Annotated in this window: 16 protein-coding genes; 7 read left to right on the top strand and 9 right to left on the bottom strand. The window is 67.9% G+C overall.

The genetic code is table 11. The features are described from left to right. Position 1: 1 nt before the first annotated feature. Both BDW16_RS11500 and BDW16_RS11495 read left to right on the top strand, forming a co-directional pair. Positions 2-547 (top strand): GNAT family N-acetyltransferase, encoded by a 546-nt coding sequence (locus tag BDW16_RS11500; protein WP_083954139.1) that lies wholly within the window; start codon positions 2-4, stop codon positions 545-547. Next, the gene (locus tag BDW16_RS11495; RefSeq protein WP_066572679.1) at positions 544-984 is read left to right on the top strand and encodes a hypothetical protein; all 441 of its coding nucleotides are present in this window, start codon (positions 544-546) and stop codon (positions 982-984) included. Before BDW16_RS11500 ends, BDW16_RS11495 begins: the two co-directional genes overlap by 4 nt. On the opposite strand, the gene BDW16_RS11490 is transcribed toward BDW16_RS11495, so the two are convergent. Beyond that, the gene (locus tag BDW16_RS11490; protein ID WP_066572682.1) at positions 969-2,060 is read right to left on the bottom strand and encodes an alkene reductase; all 1,092 of its coding nucleotides are present in this window, start codon (positions 2,058-2,060) and stop codon (positions 969-971) included. The two genes, BDW16_RS11495 and BDW16_RS11490, sit on opposite strands and share 16 nt — an antisense overlap. 56 nt (positions 2,061-2,116) lie before the next feature. On the opposite strand from BDW16_RS11490, the gene BDW16_RS11485 reads away from it, so the two are divergent. From BDW16_RS11485 to BDW16_RS11470, 4 genes are read left to right on the top strand one after another with little or no spacing between them, the layout of a single operon-like run. Next, positions 2,117-3,052: a DMT family transporter gene (locus BDW16_RS11485; protein ID WP_066572685.1), complete on the top strand. Its 936-nt coding sequence runs from the start codon at positions 2,117-2,119 to the stop codon at positions 3,050-3,052. 2 nt (positions 3,053-3,054) lie between these two features. Next, on the top strand, positions 3,055-3,714 hold the full coding sequence (locus BDW16_RS11480; protein WP_066572933.1) for a COQ9 family protein: 660 nt from the start codon (positions 3,055-3,057) through the stop codon (positions 3,712-3,714). Then, positions 3,711-6,428, top strand: a complete 2,718-nt coding sequence (locus BDW16_RS11475) for an ATP-dependent DNA helicase (RefSeq protein ID WP_066572689.1) — start codon at positions 3,711-3,713, stop codon at positions 6,426-6,428. Before BDW16_RS11480 ends, BDW16_RS11475 begins: the two co-directional genes overlap by 4 nt. Continuing rightward, positions 6,428-6,970, top strand: coding sequence for a SixA phosphatase family protein (locus BDW16_RS11470; RefSeq protein ID WP_066572690.1), 543 nt, complete (start codon positions 6,428-6,430; stop codon positions 6,968-6,970). Before BDW16_RS11475 ends, BDW16_RS11470 begins: the two co-directional genes overlap by 1 nt. A 3-nt stretch (positions 6,971-6,973) precedes the next feature. Here the strand turns inward: BDW16_RS11470 and BDW16_RS11465 are convergent, their stop codons facing one another. The 5 genes from BDW16_RS11465 to rpmF form a co-directional block, all read right to left on the bottom strand. Then, positions 6,974-7,324: a MerR family transcriptional regulator gene (locus BDW16_RS11465; RefSeq protein WP_066572691.1), complete on the bottom strand. Its 351-nt coding sequence runs from the start codon at positions 7,322-7,324 to the stop codon at positions 6,974-6,976. Position 7,325: 1 nt separating this feature from the next. Beyond that, positions 7,326-7,625, bottom strand: a complete 300-nt coding sequence (locus BDW16_RS11460) for an integration host factor subunit alpha (protein ID WP_066572693.1) — start codon at positions 7,623-7,625, stop codon at positions 7,326-7,328. A 98-nt stretch (positions 7,626-7,723) separates the two neighbouring features. Continuing rightward, on the bottom strand, positions 7,724-8,704 hold the full coding sequence (locus tag BDW16_RS11455) for a beta-ketoacyl-ACP synthase III (protein ID WP_174532019.1): 981 nt from the start codon (positions 8,702-8,704) through the stop codon (positions 7,724-7,726). Beyond that, positions 8,701-9,732, bottom strand: a complete 1,032-nt coding sequence (gene plsX / locus BDW16_RS11450) for a phosphate acyltransferase PlsX (RefSeq protein WP_066572696.1) — start codon at positions 9,730-9,732, stop codon at positions 8,701-8,703. Before plsX ends, BDW16_RS11455 begins: the two co-directional genes overlap by 4 nt. Before the next feature lie 25 nt (positions 9,733-9,757). Next, positions 9,758-9,937 (bottom strand): 50S ribosomal protein L32, encoded by a 180-nt coding sequence (gene rpmF, locus BDW16_RS11445; protein WP_066572698.1) that lies wholly within the window; start codon positions 9,935-9,937, stop codon positions 9,758-9,760. A gap of 210 nt (positions 9,938-10,147) precedes the next feature. Here rpmF and BDW16_RS11440 point away from each other — a divergent pair, with 210 nt between their 5' ends. Beyond that, the gene (locus BDW16_RS11440) at positions 10,148-10,579 is read left to right on the top strand and encodes an MAPEG family protein (protein ID WP_066572701.1); all 432 of its coding nucleotides are present in this window, start codon (positions 10,148-10,150) and stop codon (positions 10,577-10,579) included. Here BDW16_RS11440 and nudC read toward each other — a convergent pair. Genes nudC through mutY form a run of 3 tightly spaced genes read right to left on the bottom strand, consistent with a single transcriptional unit; the run spans position 10,576 to position 13,807 of the window. Continuing rightward, the gene (gene nudC, locus BDW16_RS11435; protein ID WP_066572704.1) at positions 10,576-11,448 is read right to left on the bottom strand and encodes an NAD(+) diphosphatase; all 873 of its coding nucleotides are present in this window, start codon (positions 11,446-11,448) and stop codon (positions 10,576-10,578) included. The genes BDW16_RS11440 and nudC overlap by 4 nt on opposite strands. Then, a complete protein-coding gene (locus BDW16_RS11430; protein WP_066572705.1) occupies positions 11,448-12,749 on the bottom strand; it encodes a serine hydrolase domain-containing protein in 1,302 nt (433 codons plus the stop codon). The genes nudC and BDW16_RS11430 overlap by 1 nt, the downstream gene beginning before the upstream one ends. Continuing rightward, complete coding sequence (gene mutY / locus BDW16_RS11425) at positions 12,746-13,807, bottom strand: A/G-specific adenine glycosylase (RefSeq protein ID WP_241230431.1); 1,062 nt, start codon at positions 13,805-13,807, stop codon at positions 12,746-12,748. The genes BDW16_RS11430 and mutY overlap by 4 nt, the downstream gene beginning before the upstream one ends. Positions 13,808-13,819: the final 12 nt, after the last annotated feature.

Genomic DNA, 13,819 nt, shown 5'->3' with positions numbered 1-13,819 from the left:
CGTGAACGGACCGGTCCTCTTCACCGAACGGCTGATCCTGCGCCGTCCCCAGGCATCGGACCTCGACGCCTGGGCCGCCTTCAACGCCGATGCGGAGACGATGCGCTTCCTCGGCGGCCCGATCGCGCGCAGCCTCGCCTGGCGCCAGCTTTGCGCGATGTCGGGCGCATGGGACATTGCCGGCTTCGCGATGTTCTCGGTGATCGAACGGGCGACCGGCAAATGGGTCGGCCGTCTTGGCCCGTGGCAGCCCGACGGCTGGCCGGGGACCGAGGTCGGCTGGGGTGTCGCCCCCGAATTCGCGGGCAAAGGCTATGCCTATGAGGGGGCATTCGCGGCGATGGATTATGCCGTCGACGTGCTCCGCTGGACCACGATCATCCACACGATCAACCCCGACAATCTGGGCTCGATCAAACTCGCGCAGCGGCTCGGCTCGTACAATATGGGGCCGACGCAACTGCCCGCACCCTATCTCGACGAGCGCGTCGATGCCTGGGGCCAGACCGCCGACGAATGGCGGGCACGGCGAGCCACCGCCAAATGACCGACGCGCCGCCCGGCCGCTACAAGGTGGTGGAACGCGGGCGGCGGCTGGTGGTGATCGATACGCGGTCGGACCAGCCTGCAACGCGTGAGGCACGGCCCGCGCCGCCCTCACCGGCGGTTTCGCTCCCAGCCGGAATCGAGCAGGATACGCCCCGGTCGATCGATGACCAAAGCGGCCATGCGGTGCTCACCACCTCACGCCTCTACGACCTCAAGGGGCCGCGCCGGATCGTCATCAGCGACGCGGCATCCAACCGGATGAACAGGAGTATCGGCGGCATCGTAATCGGGCTGATCGCGTTCGCGATCCTCGCGATCTTCTTTCCGCTGCTCCTGCTGCTGCCCGTGGCACTGCTGTTCCAGCCCAAGGCGCGCGCGGCCTTCCGCACCTGGATGACCGCGCGGCTCGATGAAGCCGATCAGGCCGCTTCCTGATCCTTGAGTTGAGGATAGTCGGTGTAACCCTCCGCTCCGCCGCCATACCAGCTCTTCATGTCCCACTCGTTCAGCGGTGCGCCCTGCTTCAGCCGTTCGATCAGGTCGGGATTGGCGAGATAGGCGCGGCCAAAGCTCACCGCATCCGCGACGCCGCTGTCGAGCGCGGCCTGTGCGTCCTCGCGGGTGAAATAGTCCGAATTGACGATCAGCGGACCGCCAAAGACCTTGCGGATCGCCGGGCTCAGCCTCGGCACATCGGTGTTGCCATAGGTCCCCTCCGGCCCCGGCTCGCGCAGTTCCAGGAACGCGACGCCGATCTCCTCCAGCCGCTTCGCCGCCGGCACGAACACGGCTTCGGGGTCGCTGTCGTCCACCCCCTGTGACGCGCCATTGGGGGAAAGGCGAACGCCGGTGCGCTCCGCCCCGGCCACCGCGACGACCCGTTCGCTCACCTCGTTCAACAGGCGGATACGGTTCTCAACGCTGCCGCCATAGCCGTCGGTGCGGAAATTGGCATTGTCGCGCAGGAACTGGTCGATCAGATAGCCGTTCGCGGCATGGATCTGGACCCCGTCGAACCCGGCCTTGAGCGCATTCTCGGTCGCACGCGCATAATCGTCGAGGATAGCGGGAATCTCTTCGATCCCCAGCGCGCGTGCCTGCTCATAGGGCTGGCGGCCGCCATAGGTGTGGACCTTGCCCGGGCTGGTCGTCGCGGAGGACGACACCGGCTGCTCGCCGATCACCGAGCTGTGGACCTGGCGCCCCATATGCCAAAGCTGCGCGACGATCCGCCCGCCCGCCCGGTGGACCGCCTCGGTCACCGGCTTCCAGCCTTCGACCTGAGCGTCGGTCCAAAGGCCCGGCGCGAACGGCCAGCCCAGCCCCTGGCGGCTGATCCCGGTCGCTTCGGAGATGATCAGGCCAGCGCCTGCGCGCTGCGCATAGTAATCGGCCATGATTGCGGTCGGCACAGCTTCGACCGTCGCTCGGCCGCGCGTCAGCGGCGCCATCAGCACCCGGTTGGGCGCACGGATCGCGCCAAGGGCGATGGGGTCGAACAGGCTCGGCATGGGGAATTTCCTCCCGATGGGTTGCAATATGCAACAGTTAGGGCGCTAAGGGCGCCATGCACGACTCTGCCCCCTCAAGAAAAGCTGCGCTGCAGCATAGCGGAGCTGCACTGCCCTTCGCCGCGCTGCTGCTCGGGAACGTGGCACTGGCGTTTGGGCCATGGTTCGTGCGCGCTGCCGATGTCGGTCCTGTCGCCGCCGGCTTCTGGCGACTGGCGCTGGGCGTCCCGTTCCTGTTCGCCATCGTCATGGCGACCGAGGGGAACCCGCTGCGGCACGCCAAGGGCCTCGGCATCACCCTGTTCTTCGCAGGCATCGCCTTCGCCGCCGATCTCGCTTCCTGGCATGTCGGCATCCTGCACACCACGCTCGCCAATGCGACCTTGTTCGGCAACTCGGCGACCTTGATGTTCCCGATCTGGGGTTTCCTCATCGCGCGCGCCTGGCCGACCCGGCAACAGGGGATCGCGCTCGCACTTGCCGCCGCGGGTGCCGTCCTGCTGCTTGGCCGGTCGTACAGCCTCTCGCCGCAGAACATGATCGGCGACCTCCTCTGCCTGCTCGCGGGCGCGCTCTATACCGTCTATTTCATCCTGATGACCCGCGCGCGTGGGGCGATGACCCCATTGTCGGCACTGGCGCTATCCAGCGCGGTCGGCACGCTTCCGCTGCTGCTCTTCGCGATCGCGATGGGAGAACAGATCTGGCCGCATAACTGGGGCGTGCTGGTCGGACTCGCGCTCGCCAGCCAGGTGTTCGGGCAGGGCTTGCTCATATACGCGCTGGGCCATCTGTCGCCGCTCGTCGTCGGTATCGGCCTGCTCTCGCAGCCGATCATCGCCGGCACGATCGGCTGGATCGTCTATGGCGAGCGGCTCGGCGTGCCCGATTTCATCGGCGCGGTCCTGGTGGCGATCGCGCTCGTGCTGGTCCGCCGCGGTTCAACGTCGCCGGGGCAGGTTGCAACCATCGCTGACGAGGCTAAACCATGAACATGGTCGATGTCGCCGACATGACGCTGGACGAGCTGCGTATCGCGCTCGCGCCGCATCTCGCCCCCAATGCCGCGTTCGACGGCTGGAACGAACAGGCCGTGCGGGCCGCCGCCGACGCGATCGGCGCCGACCATGACGTCGCGCGGCTCGCGGTGCCGGGCAATGCCGTCGACATGATCGACCTGTGGTTCGCGGGGATCGACCGGCGCATGGCGGAAGCGCTGCCACCGGAAACGCTTGGGGCGATGAAGATCCGTGCGAAGATCACCGCGCTCGTCGAAGCGCGGCTCGACGCGCTCGCGCCGGACCGGGAGGCACTGCGCCGCGCAGTCGCGATCCTGGCGATGCCTCGGAACGCCGCCCGCGCCGCGAAGCTCGGCTGGCGCTCGGCGGACACGATGTGGCGGCTCGCGGGCGACACCGCCACCGACTACAACCACTATACCAAGCGCGCGATGCTCGCCGGCATCTATGCCGCGACGATCGCCGTGTTCCTCAACGACGACAGCGAAGGCCAGGCCGAAACCCGCGCCTTCCTCGCCCGCCGGATCGAGAACATCATGCAGTTCGAAAAGGCCAAGGCGAAGCTCGCGGGACGCAAAGACCATCGCTTCAGCATGTCGCGCTTCATCGGCCGGCTGCGCTACAACGCGCGGTGAACCCGCTCCCCTATCCGGCCCTTTACGCCAGCCATGGCGGCATCTGGATCGCGACCGGTGAGGGAACGCGCAGTATCGGGCGGGGCGAGGCGGTGCGCATCGCCGCGGACACGCCGGTCATCCTGCTCAACGCGCCGCTCGCCGCGCAGCGGCTGGGCTATGCCGAGCTGTCGGGTCTCGACCTGCTCGAGCTTTTTGCCTTTCTCCGCCCCTCCCGCTTCATGGTGCCGACCCCGCGCGGCGTCGCCCGCACGCTCGGACTGCCTGAGCCCGAGGACGATGCGGGTATCGCCGCATTCCTCCGCGAGGCCGCCCAGGCGATGCTGTCCATCGCCGAAACCGACTGGCCCGAGCGCGAGGGCGCATGGCATGCTGCCCAGTCGCTCGCGCGGCTGCGCTGGAGTTGGGCACCGGCGCTGGCGCAGCGGCTGCATCGTCCCGAAACACCCGAGCGCTGGCTGTTCTCGCGCCTGCCCGAATGGAGCGAGCAGCCGCCCCGCACCCCGCCGCGCACCATCTCACTCGAACCGGATGAAGTCCGCGCACGCCTTACGGAGCTGACCGGGAACGGCGCCGAGGAGCGCGAGGGCCAGCGCCTTTATGCCGAGGCGGCGGCAAGCGCCTTCGCCCCGCGCACGCTCCGCGATTCGCCCAATCTAGTGCTGGCTGAAGCGGGCACCGGGATCGGCAAGACCCTGGGTTATCTCGCCCCCGCCTCGCTCTGGGCGGCCAAGGCCGATGGACCGGTCTGGGTCTCGACCTTCACCAAGGCGTTGCAACGCCAGCTCGGCCATGAGGGCGAGCGGCTGTTCGCCGATCCCGAGGTCCGCAAGCGCCGCATCGTCACGCGCAAGGGGCGGGAGAATTATCTCTGCCTGCTCAACCTCGAGGATGCGCTGCAGGGCGGGTTCGCCGGGCGCGCGGCGATCCTCGCCCAGCTGGTGGCGCGCTGGGCGGCCTATACCGCCGATGGCGACATGATCGGCGGCGACCTGCCCGGCTGGCTGCCGGCCCTGTTCCGGCGCAACGGATCGACCGCCCTCACCGACCGGCGCGGCGAGTGCGTCTATGCCGGCTGCCCACACTATCGGAAGTGCTTCATCGAGCGCGCAGCGCGGGCGAGCGCAGACGCCGACATCGTCATCGCCAACCACGCGCTGGTGATGGTCAACGCGGCCCGCGGACGCGAGACCGCGACCCGCCCCACCCGCTATGTCTTCGACGAGGGGCATCACCTGTTCGATGCCGCCGACGCGATGTTCGGCGTCGCGCTGTCCGGGCAGGAGACGATCGAGCTGCGCCGCTGGATCACCGGCCCCGAATCAGGGTCCCGTGGCCGCCGCCGCGGGCTCGCAGCGCGCCTGTCGGACGTGGCAAGCTATGACGATGCCGGTGCGCAGGCAATCGCCGAGGCAGTCGATGCCGCGCGCGCGCTTCCCTCGGACGGCTGGCTCCAGCGGCTCGCCGAGGGCCAGCCTTTCGGCGCCATCGAACAGCTGCTCGCTGCCGTCCGCGGCCTCACCTACGCCCGCGACGCCAATGGTTCCGGCGAAGCAGGCTACGGGCTCGAGACCGAACTGGCCGAACCCGATGCGACGCTGATCGATGCCGCCGGCCCCGCCGCTGCCGCGCTCGAACGGCTGCTGCGCCCGATGATGGCGCTCGGCCGGCGCCTCGAGGCGGTGCTCGACGAGGCGCCCGACTGGATGGACGGCCAGGCGCGCGCGCGGATCGAAGGCGCGATCGCCTCGCTCGGCTGGCGCGCCGAAACCGTAGCCGCCTGGCTCGCCCTGATCGCGCGCATCGGTGGCCCTGCCACCGATGACTTCGTCGACTGGCTTTCGGTCGAGCGGATCGAAGGGCGCGAGATCGATGTCGGGCTGCACCGCCGCTGGCTGGATCCCTCGAAGCCCTTTGCTGAAACCGTTCTGAAGCCCGCCCATGGCGCGCTCGTCACCTCGGCCACGCTGCGGGCGGGCGGCGACTGGGATGTCGCGGAAGCGCGGAGCGGCGCCCAGCACCTGCTTCACCCGTCCGTGCGTTTCGAAGCGCCCTCGCCCTTCGATTATGCCGGCCGATCCGAAGTGCTGATCGTCACCGACGTCAAGCGGGGCGACACCGCCGCGCTCGCCGGCGCCTATGCGCGCCTGATCGTCGCGGCGCAGGGCGGCACGCTCGGCCTGTTCACGGCGATCCGCCGCCTGCGGGCCGTGCATGCCCGCATCGCCGACCGGCTCGCGCGGGAAGGGCTGCCGCTCTACGCCCAGCATGTCGATCCGATCGATACCGGAACCCTCGTCGATATCTTCCGTGACGATCCGCGCGCTTCGCTGATCGGCACCGATGCGTTGCGCGACGGCGTCGATGTCCCCGGCCATTCGCTGCGGCTGGTGGTGATGGAAGGCGTACCCTGGCCCAAACCGAGCGTGCTTCACGCCGCACGGCGGCTTGCCGGCGGCGGGAGCACCTATGATGATCGCATCGTTCGCGCCCGGCTCGCCCAGGCCTTCGGGCGGCTGATCCGCCGCGCTGACGATGCCGGCGCCTTCGTCCTGCTCTCCGCTGCGATGCCCTCAAGGCTGCTCGGGGCGTTTCCGCAGGGCACCCCTGTATCGCGGATCACGCTCGACGAAGCTGTCCAGCGCGTCGAACGCCTTTCATCTGTCGCGCCGCTGGGGCAGAAGGCCCCCGCGATCGTCCCTCCGGAGGCCTGATGAAGACGCTGACGTTGCTGCGCCACGCCAAATCGAGCTGGGACGACCCCGTTGCGCGGGACTTTGACCGGCCGCTCAATGGCAAGGGACAGCGCGCCGCGCTCGCCGTCGGCCGCTATCTGCGCAGCGAAGGCATGACCTTCGACCATGTCGTGGCGTCACCCGCCATACGCATCGTCGAGACGGTCGAGCAGATCGAATCCGGCTATGGCTGCGATCTCGCCCCGATCTGGGATCGGCGCGTCTATCTGGCTTCGGCCGGGAGCCTGCTCGATATCGTGCATGAACTTCCGGCGCAGGCCCGCACCGCGCTGCTGCTCGGCCATAATCCGGGACTTGAAGATCTGATCCTGACGCTGATCCCCGATCGCGCAGGCGATGCGCTACGCGACTCGGTCGAGGAGAAGTTTCCGACCGCCGCAATTGCCGAGATGACCTTCGATGTCGCCGACTGGACCGCGATCCGCGCCGACAGCGGAACGCTGGTGCGCTTCATCCGCCCGCGCGATCTCGATCCTGCGCTCGGCCCCGCGCAGGACTGAGCCTCAGCCGCCATCATCCTTGAGTGCCTGCGCGAGCGCATCGCGGACATCGGCAAGTGTCACGCCCGATTCCTTGCGGCCCGCGCCCCGCTCGCCCGCCAGCAGCCTCTGGACGCCGCGGATCGTGTAACCTTCCTTGCCAAGCAGTGCGTCGATGCGGCGTACCAGCGCCACATCCTCCGGCCGGTAATAGCGCCGCCCGCCGGCGCGCTGGAGCGGACGGAGCTGCGCGAAGCGCGTCTCCCAATAGCGCAGGATGTGCTGGGGCCGCCCGATTTCCTGGGCAAGTTCGCCGATCGTCCGGAAGGCGCCTGGCTTCTTGTCCAACGCGCCCTTTTCCGGCCCGGTGGTCATTTCATCCCCCGCTGACGATCCGGTCGCGCAGCATCTGGCTGGCACGGAAGGTCAGCACACGGCGCGGCGCGATCGGCACCTCGACACCGGTCTTGGGGTTGCGGCCGATCCGCTCGCCCTTGTCCCGGAGGATGAAGCTGCCAAAGCCCGAAATCTTCACATTCTCGCCTTCGGCAAGCGCCTCGCACATATGGCGCAGAATCTGTTCCACGAGCCGTGAAGCATCCGCGCGCGACAGACCGACTTCGCGATGCAATGCATCGGCCAGATCGGCTCTCGTCAGCGTCGCAGCGGTGGCCATCGCAAACTCTCCAACTCGGGCATCGTCACTGTAACACACGGATATCATGGCGCAACCGCCGTTACGCTATCGTGACGAGCGGCAGGCCCGGCGCTGTGTCAGAAACGGACGACCGACGCGCCCCAGGTGAAGCCGCCGCCCATCGCCTCCAGTACCAGCAGGTCGCCGCGTTTGATGCGTCCGTCACGGACCGCTGCATCGAGAGCAAGGGGCACCGAAGCGGCCGAGGTATTGGCATGCCGATCGACCGTCACGATCACCTTCTCGGGCGCGAGCCCAAGCTTCTTGGCGGTCGCGTCCAGGATGCGGGCATTAGCCTGATGGGGTACCACCCAATCGACGTCACTAGCCTCAAGCCCCGCCGCGGCCAGGCTTTCACCCATCACGCTGGCAAGATTGACTACGGCATGACGGAACACTTCCTTGCCCTTCATCCGCAGCTTGCCGACCGTGCCGGTGGTGGACGGCCCCCCATCGACATAGAGGAGCTGGTTGTGTCGCCCGTCAGCATGCAGCTTCGTCGCGAGCACGCCGCGGCCACCCGCCGCTTCGCTCGCTTGTGCCTCAAGCACGATCGCGCCTGCGCCGTCGCCGAACAGCACGCAGGTCGCACGGTCTTCCCAGTCGAGGATACGGCTGAATGTCTCCGCGCCGATGACGAGCGCCTTCTCGGCGCTGCCCGCGCGGATCATGCTCTCCGCCACCTGCAGCGCGTACAGAAAGCCCGAGCAGACGGCGGCAACGTCGAACGCCACGCAATCGTTGATGCCGAGCGCCGCTTGCACCTTGGTCGCGCTGGCGGGGAAGGTCTGGTCGGGCGTCGCGGTCGCAAGAACGATCAGATCGATGGCCGCCGCCTCGATCCCGGCGGCCGCCAGCGCCGCCCTGGCCGCGTCGGTTGCGAGCGTCGAAGTGGTCTCGCCATCGGCAGCAATGTGCCGAAAACGGATACCGGTCCGCTCGACGATCCACTCGTCGCTCGTGTCCACTTGTTCCGCCAGCTCGGCATTGGAGACCCGGCGCGGCGGAAGCGCCGATCCGGTTCCGGCAATCACGGCGCGACGCACCAACTCAGTCATGCAGCTTGCGCCTCGAAATTACCCAGATCCTCGGCGATCCGTCGTGTGAGATCGTCACGCACCATCTTCGCCGCAACCCCGATCGCGGTATCGACGCCCAATTCGTTGGCGCTGCCGTGGCTCTTCACGACGATGCCGTTGAGGCCGAGAAAGACCGCCCCATTATGGTTGTTGGGGTCGAGATGGTGGCGCAACAACTCGGTAGCCGGACGCGAGATCAGGAAACCGATCTTGGAACGGATTGAACTCGAAAAAGCGCGACGGAGCAGATCGGCGACGAAACGCGCGGTGCCTTCGACCGTCTTGAGCGCGATGTTGCCGGCAAAGCCGTCGCACACGATCACATCGACATTGCCGCGCGACAAGGCGTTGCCCTCGATGAAGCCGGTGAAGCTCAATGGCAGGTGAGTCGCGGCGCGCAGTTGCTGCGCGGCGTCGCGGATGATGTCGGTGCCCTTGAGTTCCTCGGTACCGATGTTGAGCAGCGCGACACGCGGCGCCTTGAGATCGAGCACGGTGCGCGCATAGGCCGCGCCCATAACCGCGAACTGGACGAGGTTGCGGCTGTCGACCTCGGTATTGGCGCCAAGGTCGAGCATCACGACGTCGTTGGCACCGAGCGTCGGCATGCGCGCGGCGAGCGCGGGCCGGTCGATTCCCGGCATGGTCCGCAGGGCGAGCTTCGACATCGCCATCAGCGCGCCGGTATTGCCCGACGACACGGCAGCGGCAGCTTCGCCCTTCTTCACCAGATCGATAGCAACGCCCATCGACGTCACCTTGGCGCGGCGAATCGCCTGGCTCGGCTTTTCTTCGGCAGTAACGATTTCCGGCGCGTGGACGATCTCCGACGCGGCGGTGAGGTTGGGGTGCGACTTCAGGCCCTCGCGAATCGCGGCCTCGTCCCCCACCAGCAGAAAGCGCATCCCCTCGAACCGGTGCCGCGCACGCGCGACTCCGGCGAGCATGACCGCCAGCCCTTCGTCGCCGCCCATTGCATCGACGGCGATTCGCTCGCTGGAGGTCATGTGGTCAGGCCCCCTTTAAATCGTGTCAGCCCTCGACCGACACGATCTCGCGGCCGTTATAGTGGCCGCAGGCGCCGCACAGCACGTGCGGGCGTTTCAGTTCGCCACAGTTCGGGCATTCCTGGAACGCCTCGACCTTCAGCGCGTCGTGCGAGCGGCGCATACCACGGCGGCTCGGCGAAACTTTTCTCTTGGGGACGGCCATTTCGGCAACCTTCTTGAATTCGTGTCGTCAAAAACTGGATCGCGATACGCCCGGCACGGCGTTCGGGCAAGCGCCGAGGTTCCGGCACTCGCCGGACCGCCGGTCAGGCCTGTCGCAAAGCGAGCGAGCGCCTATACCGATTTCCGCTCAAGTTGCAAGGCGGCGCGCGGCGTGGCAGCGAGGCGTGGTCAAAAGGGGAAACCAAAAGCGATGGACGCGATTATCCTGCCCGTGGCGCTCGCCACCACTGCCGCGTGTGCAATTCTCAACCTCTGGCTCGCCATGCGAGTCGGGATGGTGCGGCGGGCAGAGAAGATCTCGATCGGAGACGGCGGCAGTGAGCGGCTGACCGCCCGGATGCGCGCGCAGCTCAACTTCGCCGAATATGCGCCGATCGTGCTGATCCTGATCGCGCTGATCGAGCTGGCGGTGGGAACCGTCGACTGGCTGTGGGGCGTCGCCGCACTGTTCGTCGTCGCGCGAATCCTTCATCCCTTCGGCATGGACGGATGGAGGCCCGGCCGCGCGATCGGCATTGTCCTCACCTTCCTGATTCTCGCGGGCCTGGCACTCTACGCTGCGAGCATCCCCTATTTCGGCTTCGGCGAAAGCGAGACGATCGAACTGATCCAGGCAGGCTAGTCGCCCAGCCACGCACGCAGCAGCGTGTGGGCGATCGCATAGGGCGGCGGCGCGCCGAATCGGGCGTCCGGATGCCCGTCGAGCGCCGCGCGCACCTCGTCCCGCGTCACCCAGATCGCGTCCTCCAGCTCGTCGGTGTCGAGGGTGAGCGAATCGCCCTCGGCCTGCGCGATGCAGGCGATCATCAGCGAGGACGGGAACGGCCAGGGCTGGCTGGCGACGTAGCGAACATCGCGCACGGCGACGCCGGCTTCCTCGAGCGTCTCGCGCGCGACCGCCTCCTCGATCGATTCGCCCACCTCGACGAAACCGGCGAGGGCCGAATAGCGGCCTGCGGGCCAGGCCGCCTGACGGCCGAGCAGCGCACGGCCCTCATATTCGGCGAGCATGATCACCACCGGATCGGTGCGCGGAAAATGCTCGGCGGCACAGGAAGGACAGCGCCGCGCCCAGCCCGCGCGGAACGGATCGGTAGCGCCACCGCAGGCCGGACAGAAGCCATGACGCTGGTGCCAGTCGACGAGGCTGCGCGCGCAGGCATAGAGGCCGGCCTGATCGGCGGGCATCAGTCCGAGCATCTGGAACAGGGCGGGCGAGCGCGCAACGCCGTGCCGTTCCCCCATCGCCAGCGGCACGAAATGCGGCGTGCCGCCGATATAGCCGAGGAACAGCGGCTCGGCCCTCTCGGGCAGATCGGCGAGGCTGGTCCAGACCAGCTGCCCCTCGCCATCGACCTCGGGTTCAAGGCCATCGAGCTTCAGCAGCCGCGCGCGCCGGTCGGCCAACGCGGCGGCAAGCGCCTGCGGATCATTGCGTTCGCGGTCGGCGCGGTCGAGTCGCGCACCGGTGAAGCCGACATCGGCACGCATCAGCGTGCGACATCCGCATAGACCGCTTTGACCGCATCGGCGCGCAGCGGCCATTTGTCACTGGGGAAGTAGTTGACCATCACGGTCGCACGCACCTTGTTCGCCGGATCGGCCCAGGCGATCGTCCCTGCCGCCCCGCCCCAGCCAAAGGTGCCCTTGCCCGGCCCGCCCGGCACACCTTCGAGATAGACCGAGCCGCCCGCGCCGAAGCCCATTTTCGGCGCGGTGTCGCCGCCGCTGCCGCCCGGCGCGCCCGCGAACACCACGCCCGCCGGCAGCAGGTTCGACATGGCGAGCCGCACCGTTTCGGGCTTCATAACCCTGGCACCGTCGAGCGTGCCTTCGTTGAGCAGCATGTGCAGGAAGCGGTCATAGTCGCGCACCGACATGACCAGTCCCGCCCCGCCATAGGGAAAGGACGGCTGCGCGGCATAGACAGAGCCCTTTGCCGGATCGAACGGGATGCGATTGTCGCCCGCCCAGAGATAGTTGGTCGCGAACCGCCCGATCTCGCTTTCCGGCACGCTCCAATAGCTCGACTTCATCTGGAGCGGGTCGAACAGCCGCGTCTGGACGAAGCGCTCGAATGGCATCCCGCCCGCGACCTCGACCACGCGGGCAAGCACGTCGAGGCTGATCGAGTAGCTCCATTTCGTTCCCGGATCGGCGATCAGCGGCAGTGTCGCGACACGATCCGCGAATTCCTTGAGCGAGGTCGGCCGCGCCTTGCGCGCCTCGGCCTCGATCGACGCATTGACTGCGCCCGGTGTGATGCCGAGCCGCTCATACTCCTTGAGCAGCGGCCCCTTGGTCACGATGGTATAGCCAAGACCCGCGGTGTGGGTAAGCAGATGCCGGACCGTGACCGGTCGCGCCGCGGGACGGCTGGCGAGGCTGTTCCCCGGATCGGTCAGCACCTTCATCGACCTGAAGCCGGGGATGAAGTCGCTCACCGGCTGGTCGAGCCCGAGCTTGCCGTCCTCGACCAGCATCATCGCGGCAATGCCGGTGATGGGCTTGGTCATCGAATAGACGCGCCACAGCGAATCGGCGCTTGCCTTCGCCGCGCCCGCATCGTCCGCGATCGAACCAGCCGAAGCCAGAACCGGCGGATGATCGCCCTTGGCATAGGCGATGGCAATGCCCGGAGCCTTCCTGTCGACGACATAGGCGCTGGCAAGCGTTAGAACCGAATCCGGCCGGACGGCTTCTTCCACCGACGCCGATGTGACAGCCTGCCCCAAAGCGACCGGGGAAATCGCGAGCGCCGCAACGCCGCCAGCCAGCCAGAAACGCTTCATTCGCTCCTCCCGATCGCCTTCACCGCCTTGGCGAACACCGTGGGCAGCCCCGCCGAGTCGAGATCGGCGATCGGCCACCATTCGCCGTCCGGTGCGTCTATGTGGCCGCCGATCGTTGCAGTCGCAAGCGCGGCAATCAGCTCGAAATGCGTGAAGACGTGGCGCACCGTGGCGTTGCGCAGCGTCCAGTCCGCAGCAAAGGGCGCGTCGGCCAGCGCCGGTGGCGATTCGGACCAGACACCCGTCGGAAAGGCGCGCATCCCGCCCAGCAACCCCGTGTCCGGCCGGCGGACCAGCAGCACCCTGCCGTCGCGTTCGGCCCAGAAGAAAGTGCCGTAGCGCACCGGCCGCGCCTTCTTCTTCGCATTGACCGGAAAGGCCTCGGGTGTCGCCGCGGCGCGTGCTTCGCACCGATCGGCAAGCGGGCAGAGCAGGCATCTGGGCGAGCGCGGCGTACAGATCGTCGCACCCAGATCCATCATCGCCTGCGCGAAATCGCCCGCACGCGCGTCCGGCGTGATCGAATCGGCGAGGTCGCGGATGCGCGGCTTCGCGCCCGGCAGCGGATCGGCCACCGCGAACAGCCGCGCGACCACCCGCTCGACATTGCCGTCGACTACCACCGCACGCTGCCCGAACGCGATCGCCGCGACCGCCGCCGCGGTATAGGCGCCGAAGCCGGGAAGCCTGCGCAACGCCGCCTCGTCCGCCGGCAGTCGTCCCCCATGCTCCCCCGCGATCGCACGCGCGGCGGCGAGCAGGTTGCGGGCGCGAGCATAATAGCCAAGGCCGGCCCAGGCGCTCATCAGATCGGCATCCTCGACCGCCGCCAGGCTTGCGAAATCGGGCCAGCGCGCGGTGAATTTCTCGAAATAGGGAATGACCGTCGCGACCTGGGTCTGCTGGAGCATCACTTCGGACAGCCACACCCGATAGGGATCGGGCGGCGGGCTGCCCGGCGGCGCGCGCCATGGCAGCACGCGAGCATTGGCGTCGTACCAGCGCAGCAGCGGCCCGGAGACGTGATTGGCGATGTCGCGAGAAGGATTGGCGGGCACGCCCCGGCTATG

Source organism: Sphingomonas koreensis (assembly GCF_002797435.1).
Classification (GTDB): Bacteria; Pseudomonadota; Alphaproteobacteria; order Sphingomonadales; family Sphingomonadaceae; genus Sphingomonas; species Sphingomonas koreensis.
Note: the sequence above shows the minus strand (reverse complement) of the source record. Positions and strands in the feature narration are given on the sequence as shown.

Coding starts and splice junctions, on each gene's coding strand:
- BDW16_RS11495 (WP_066572679.1), top strand. CDS start 544: ATGACCGACGCGCCGCCCGGCCGCTACAAGGTGGTGGAACGCGGGCGG.
- BDW16_RS11490 (WP_066572682.1), bottom strand. CDS start 2,060: ATGCCGAGCCTGTTCGACCCCATCGCCCTTGGCGCGATCCGTGCGCCC.
- BDW16_RS11485 (WP_066572685.1), top strand. CDS start 2,117: ATGCACGACTCTGCCCCCTCAAGAAAAGCTGCGCTGCAGCATAGCGGA.
- BDW16_RS11480 (WP_066572933.1), top strand. CDS start 3,055: ATGGTCGATGTCGCCGACATGACGCTGGACGAGCTGCGTATCGCGCTC.
- BDW16_RS11470 (WP_066572690.1), top strand. CDS start 6,428: ATGAAGACGCTGACGTTGCTGCGCCACGCCAAATCGAGCTGGGACGAC.
- BDW16_RS11465 (WP_066572691.1), bottom strand. CDS start 7,324: ATGACCACCGGGCCGGAAAAGGGCGCGTTGGACAAGAAGCCAGGCGCC.
- BDW16_RS11460 (WP_066572693.1), bottom strand. CDS start 7,625: ATGGCCACCGCTGCGACGCTGACGAGAGCCGATCTGGCCGATGCATTG.
- BDW16_RS11455 (WP_174532019.1), bottom strand. CDS start 8,704: ATGACTGAGTTGGTGCGTCGCGCCGTGATTGCCGGAACCGGATCGGCG.
- plsX (WP_066572696.1), bottom strand. CDS start 9,732: ATGACCTCCAGCGAGCGAATCGCCGTCGATGCAATGGGCGGCGACGAA.
- rpmF (WP_066572698.1), bottom strand. CDS start 9,937: ATGGCCGTCCCCAAGAGAAAAGTTTCGCCGAGCCGCCGTGGTATGCGC.
- BDW16_RS11440 (WP_066572701.1), top strand. CDS start 10,148: ATGGACGCGATTATCCTGCCCGTGGCGCTCGCCACCACTGCCGCGTGT.
- nudC (WP_066572704.1), bottom strand. CDS start 11,448: ATGCGTGCCGATGTCGGCTTCACCGGTGCGCGACTCGACCGCGCCGAC.
- BDW16_RS11430 (WP_066572705.1), bottom strand. CDS start 12,749: ATGAAGCGTTTCTGGCTGGCTGGCGGCGTTGCGGCGCTCGCGATTTCC.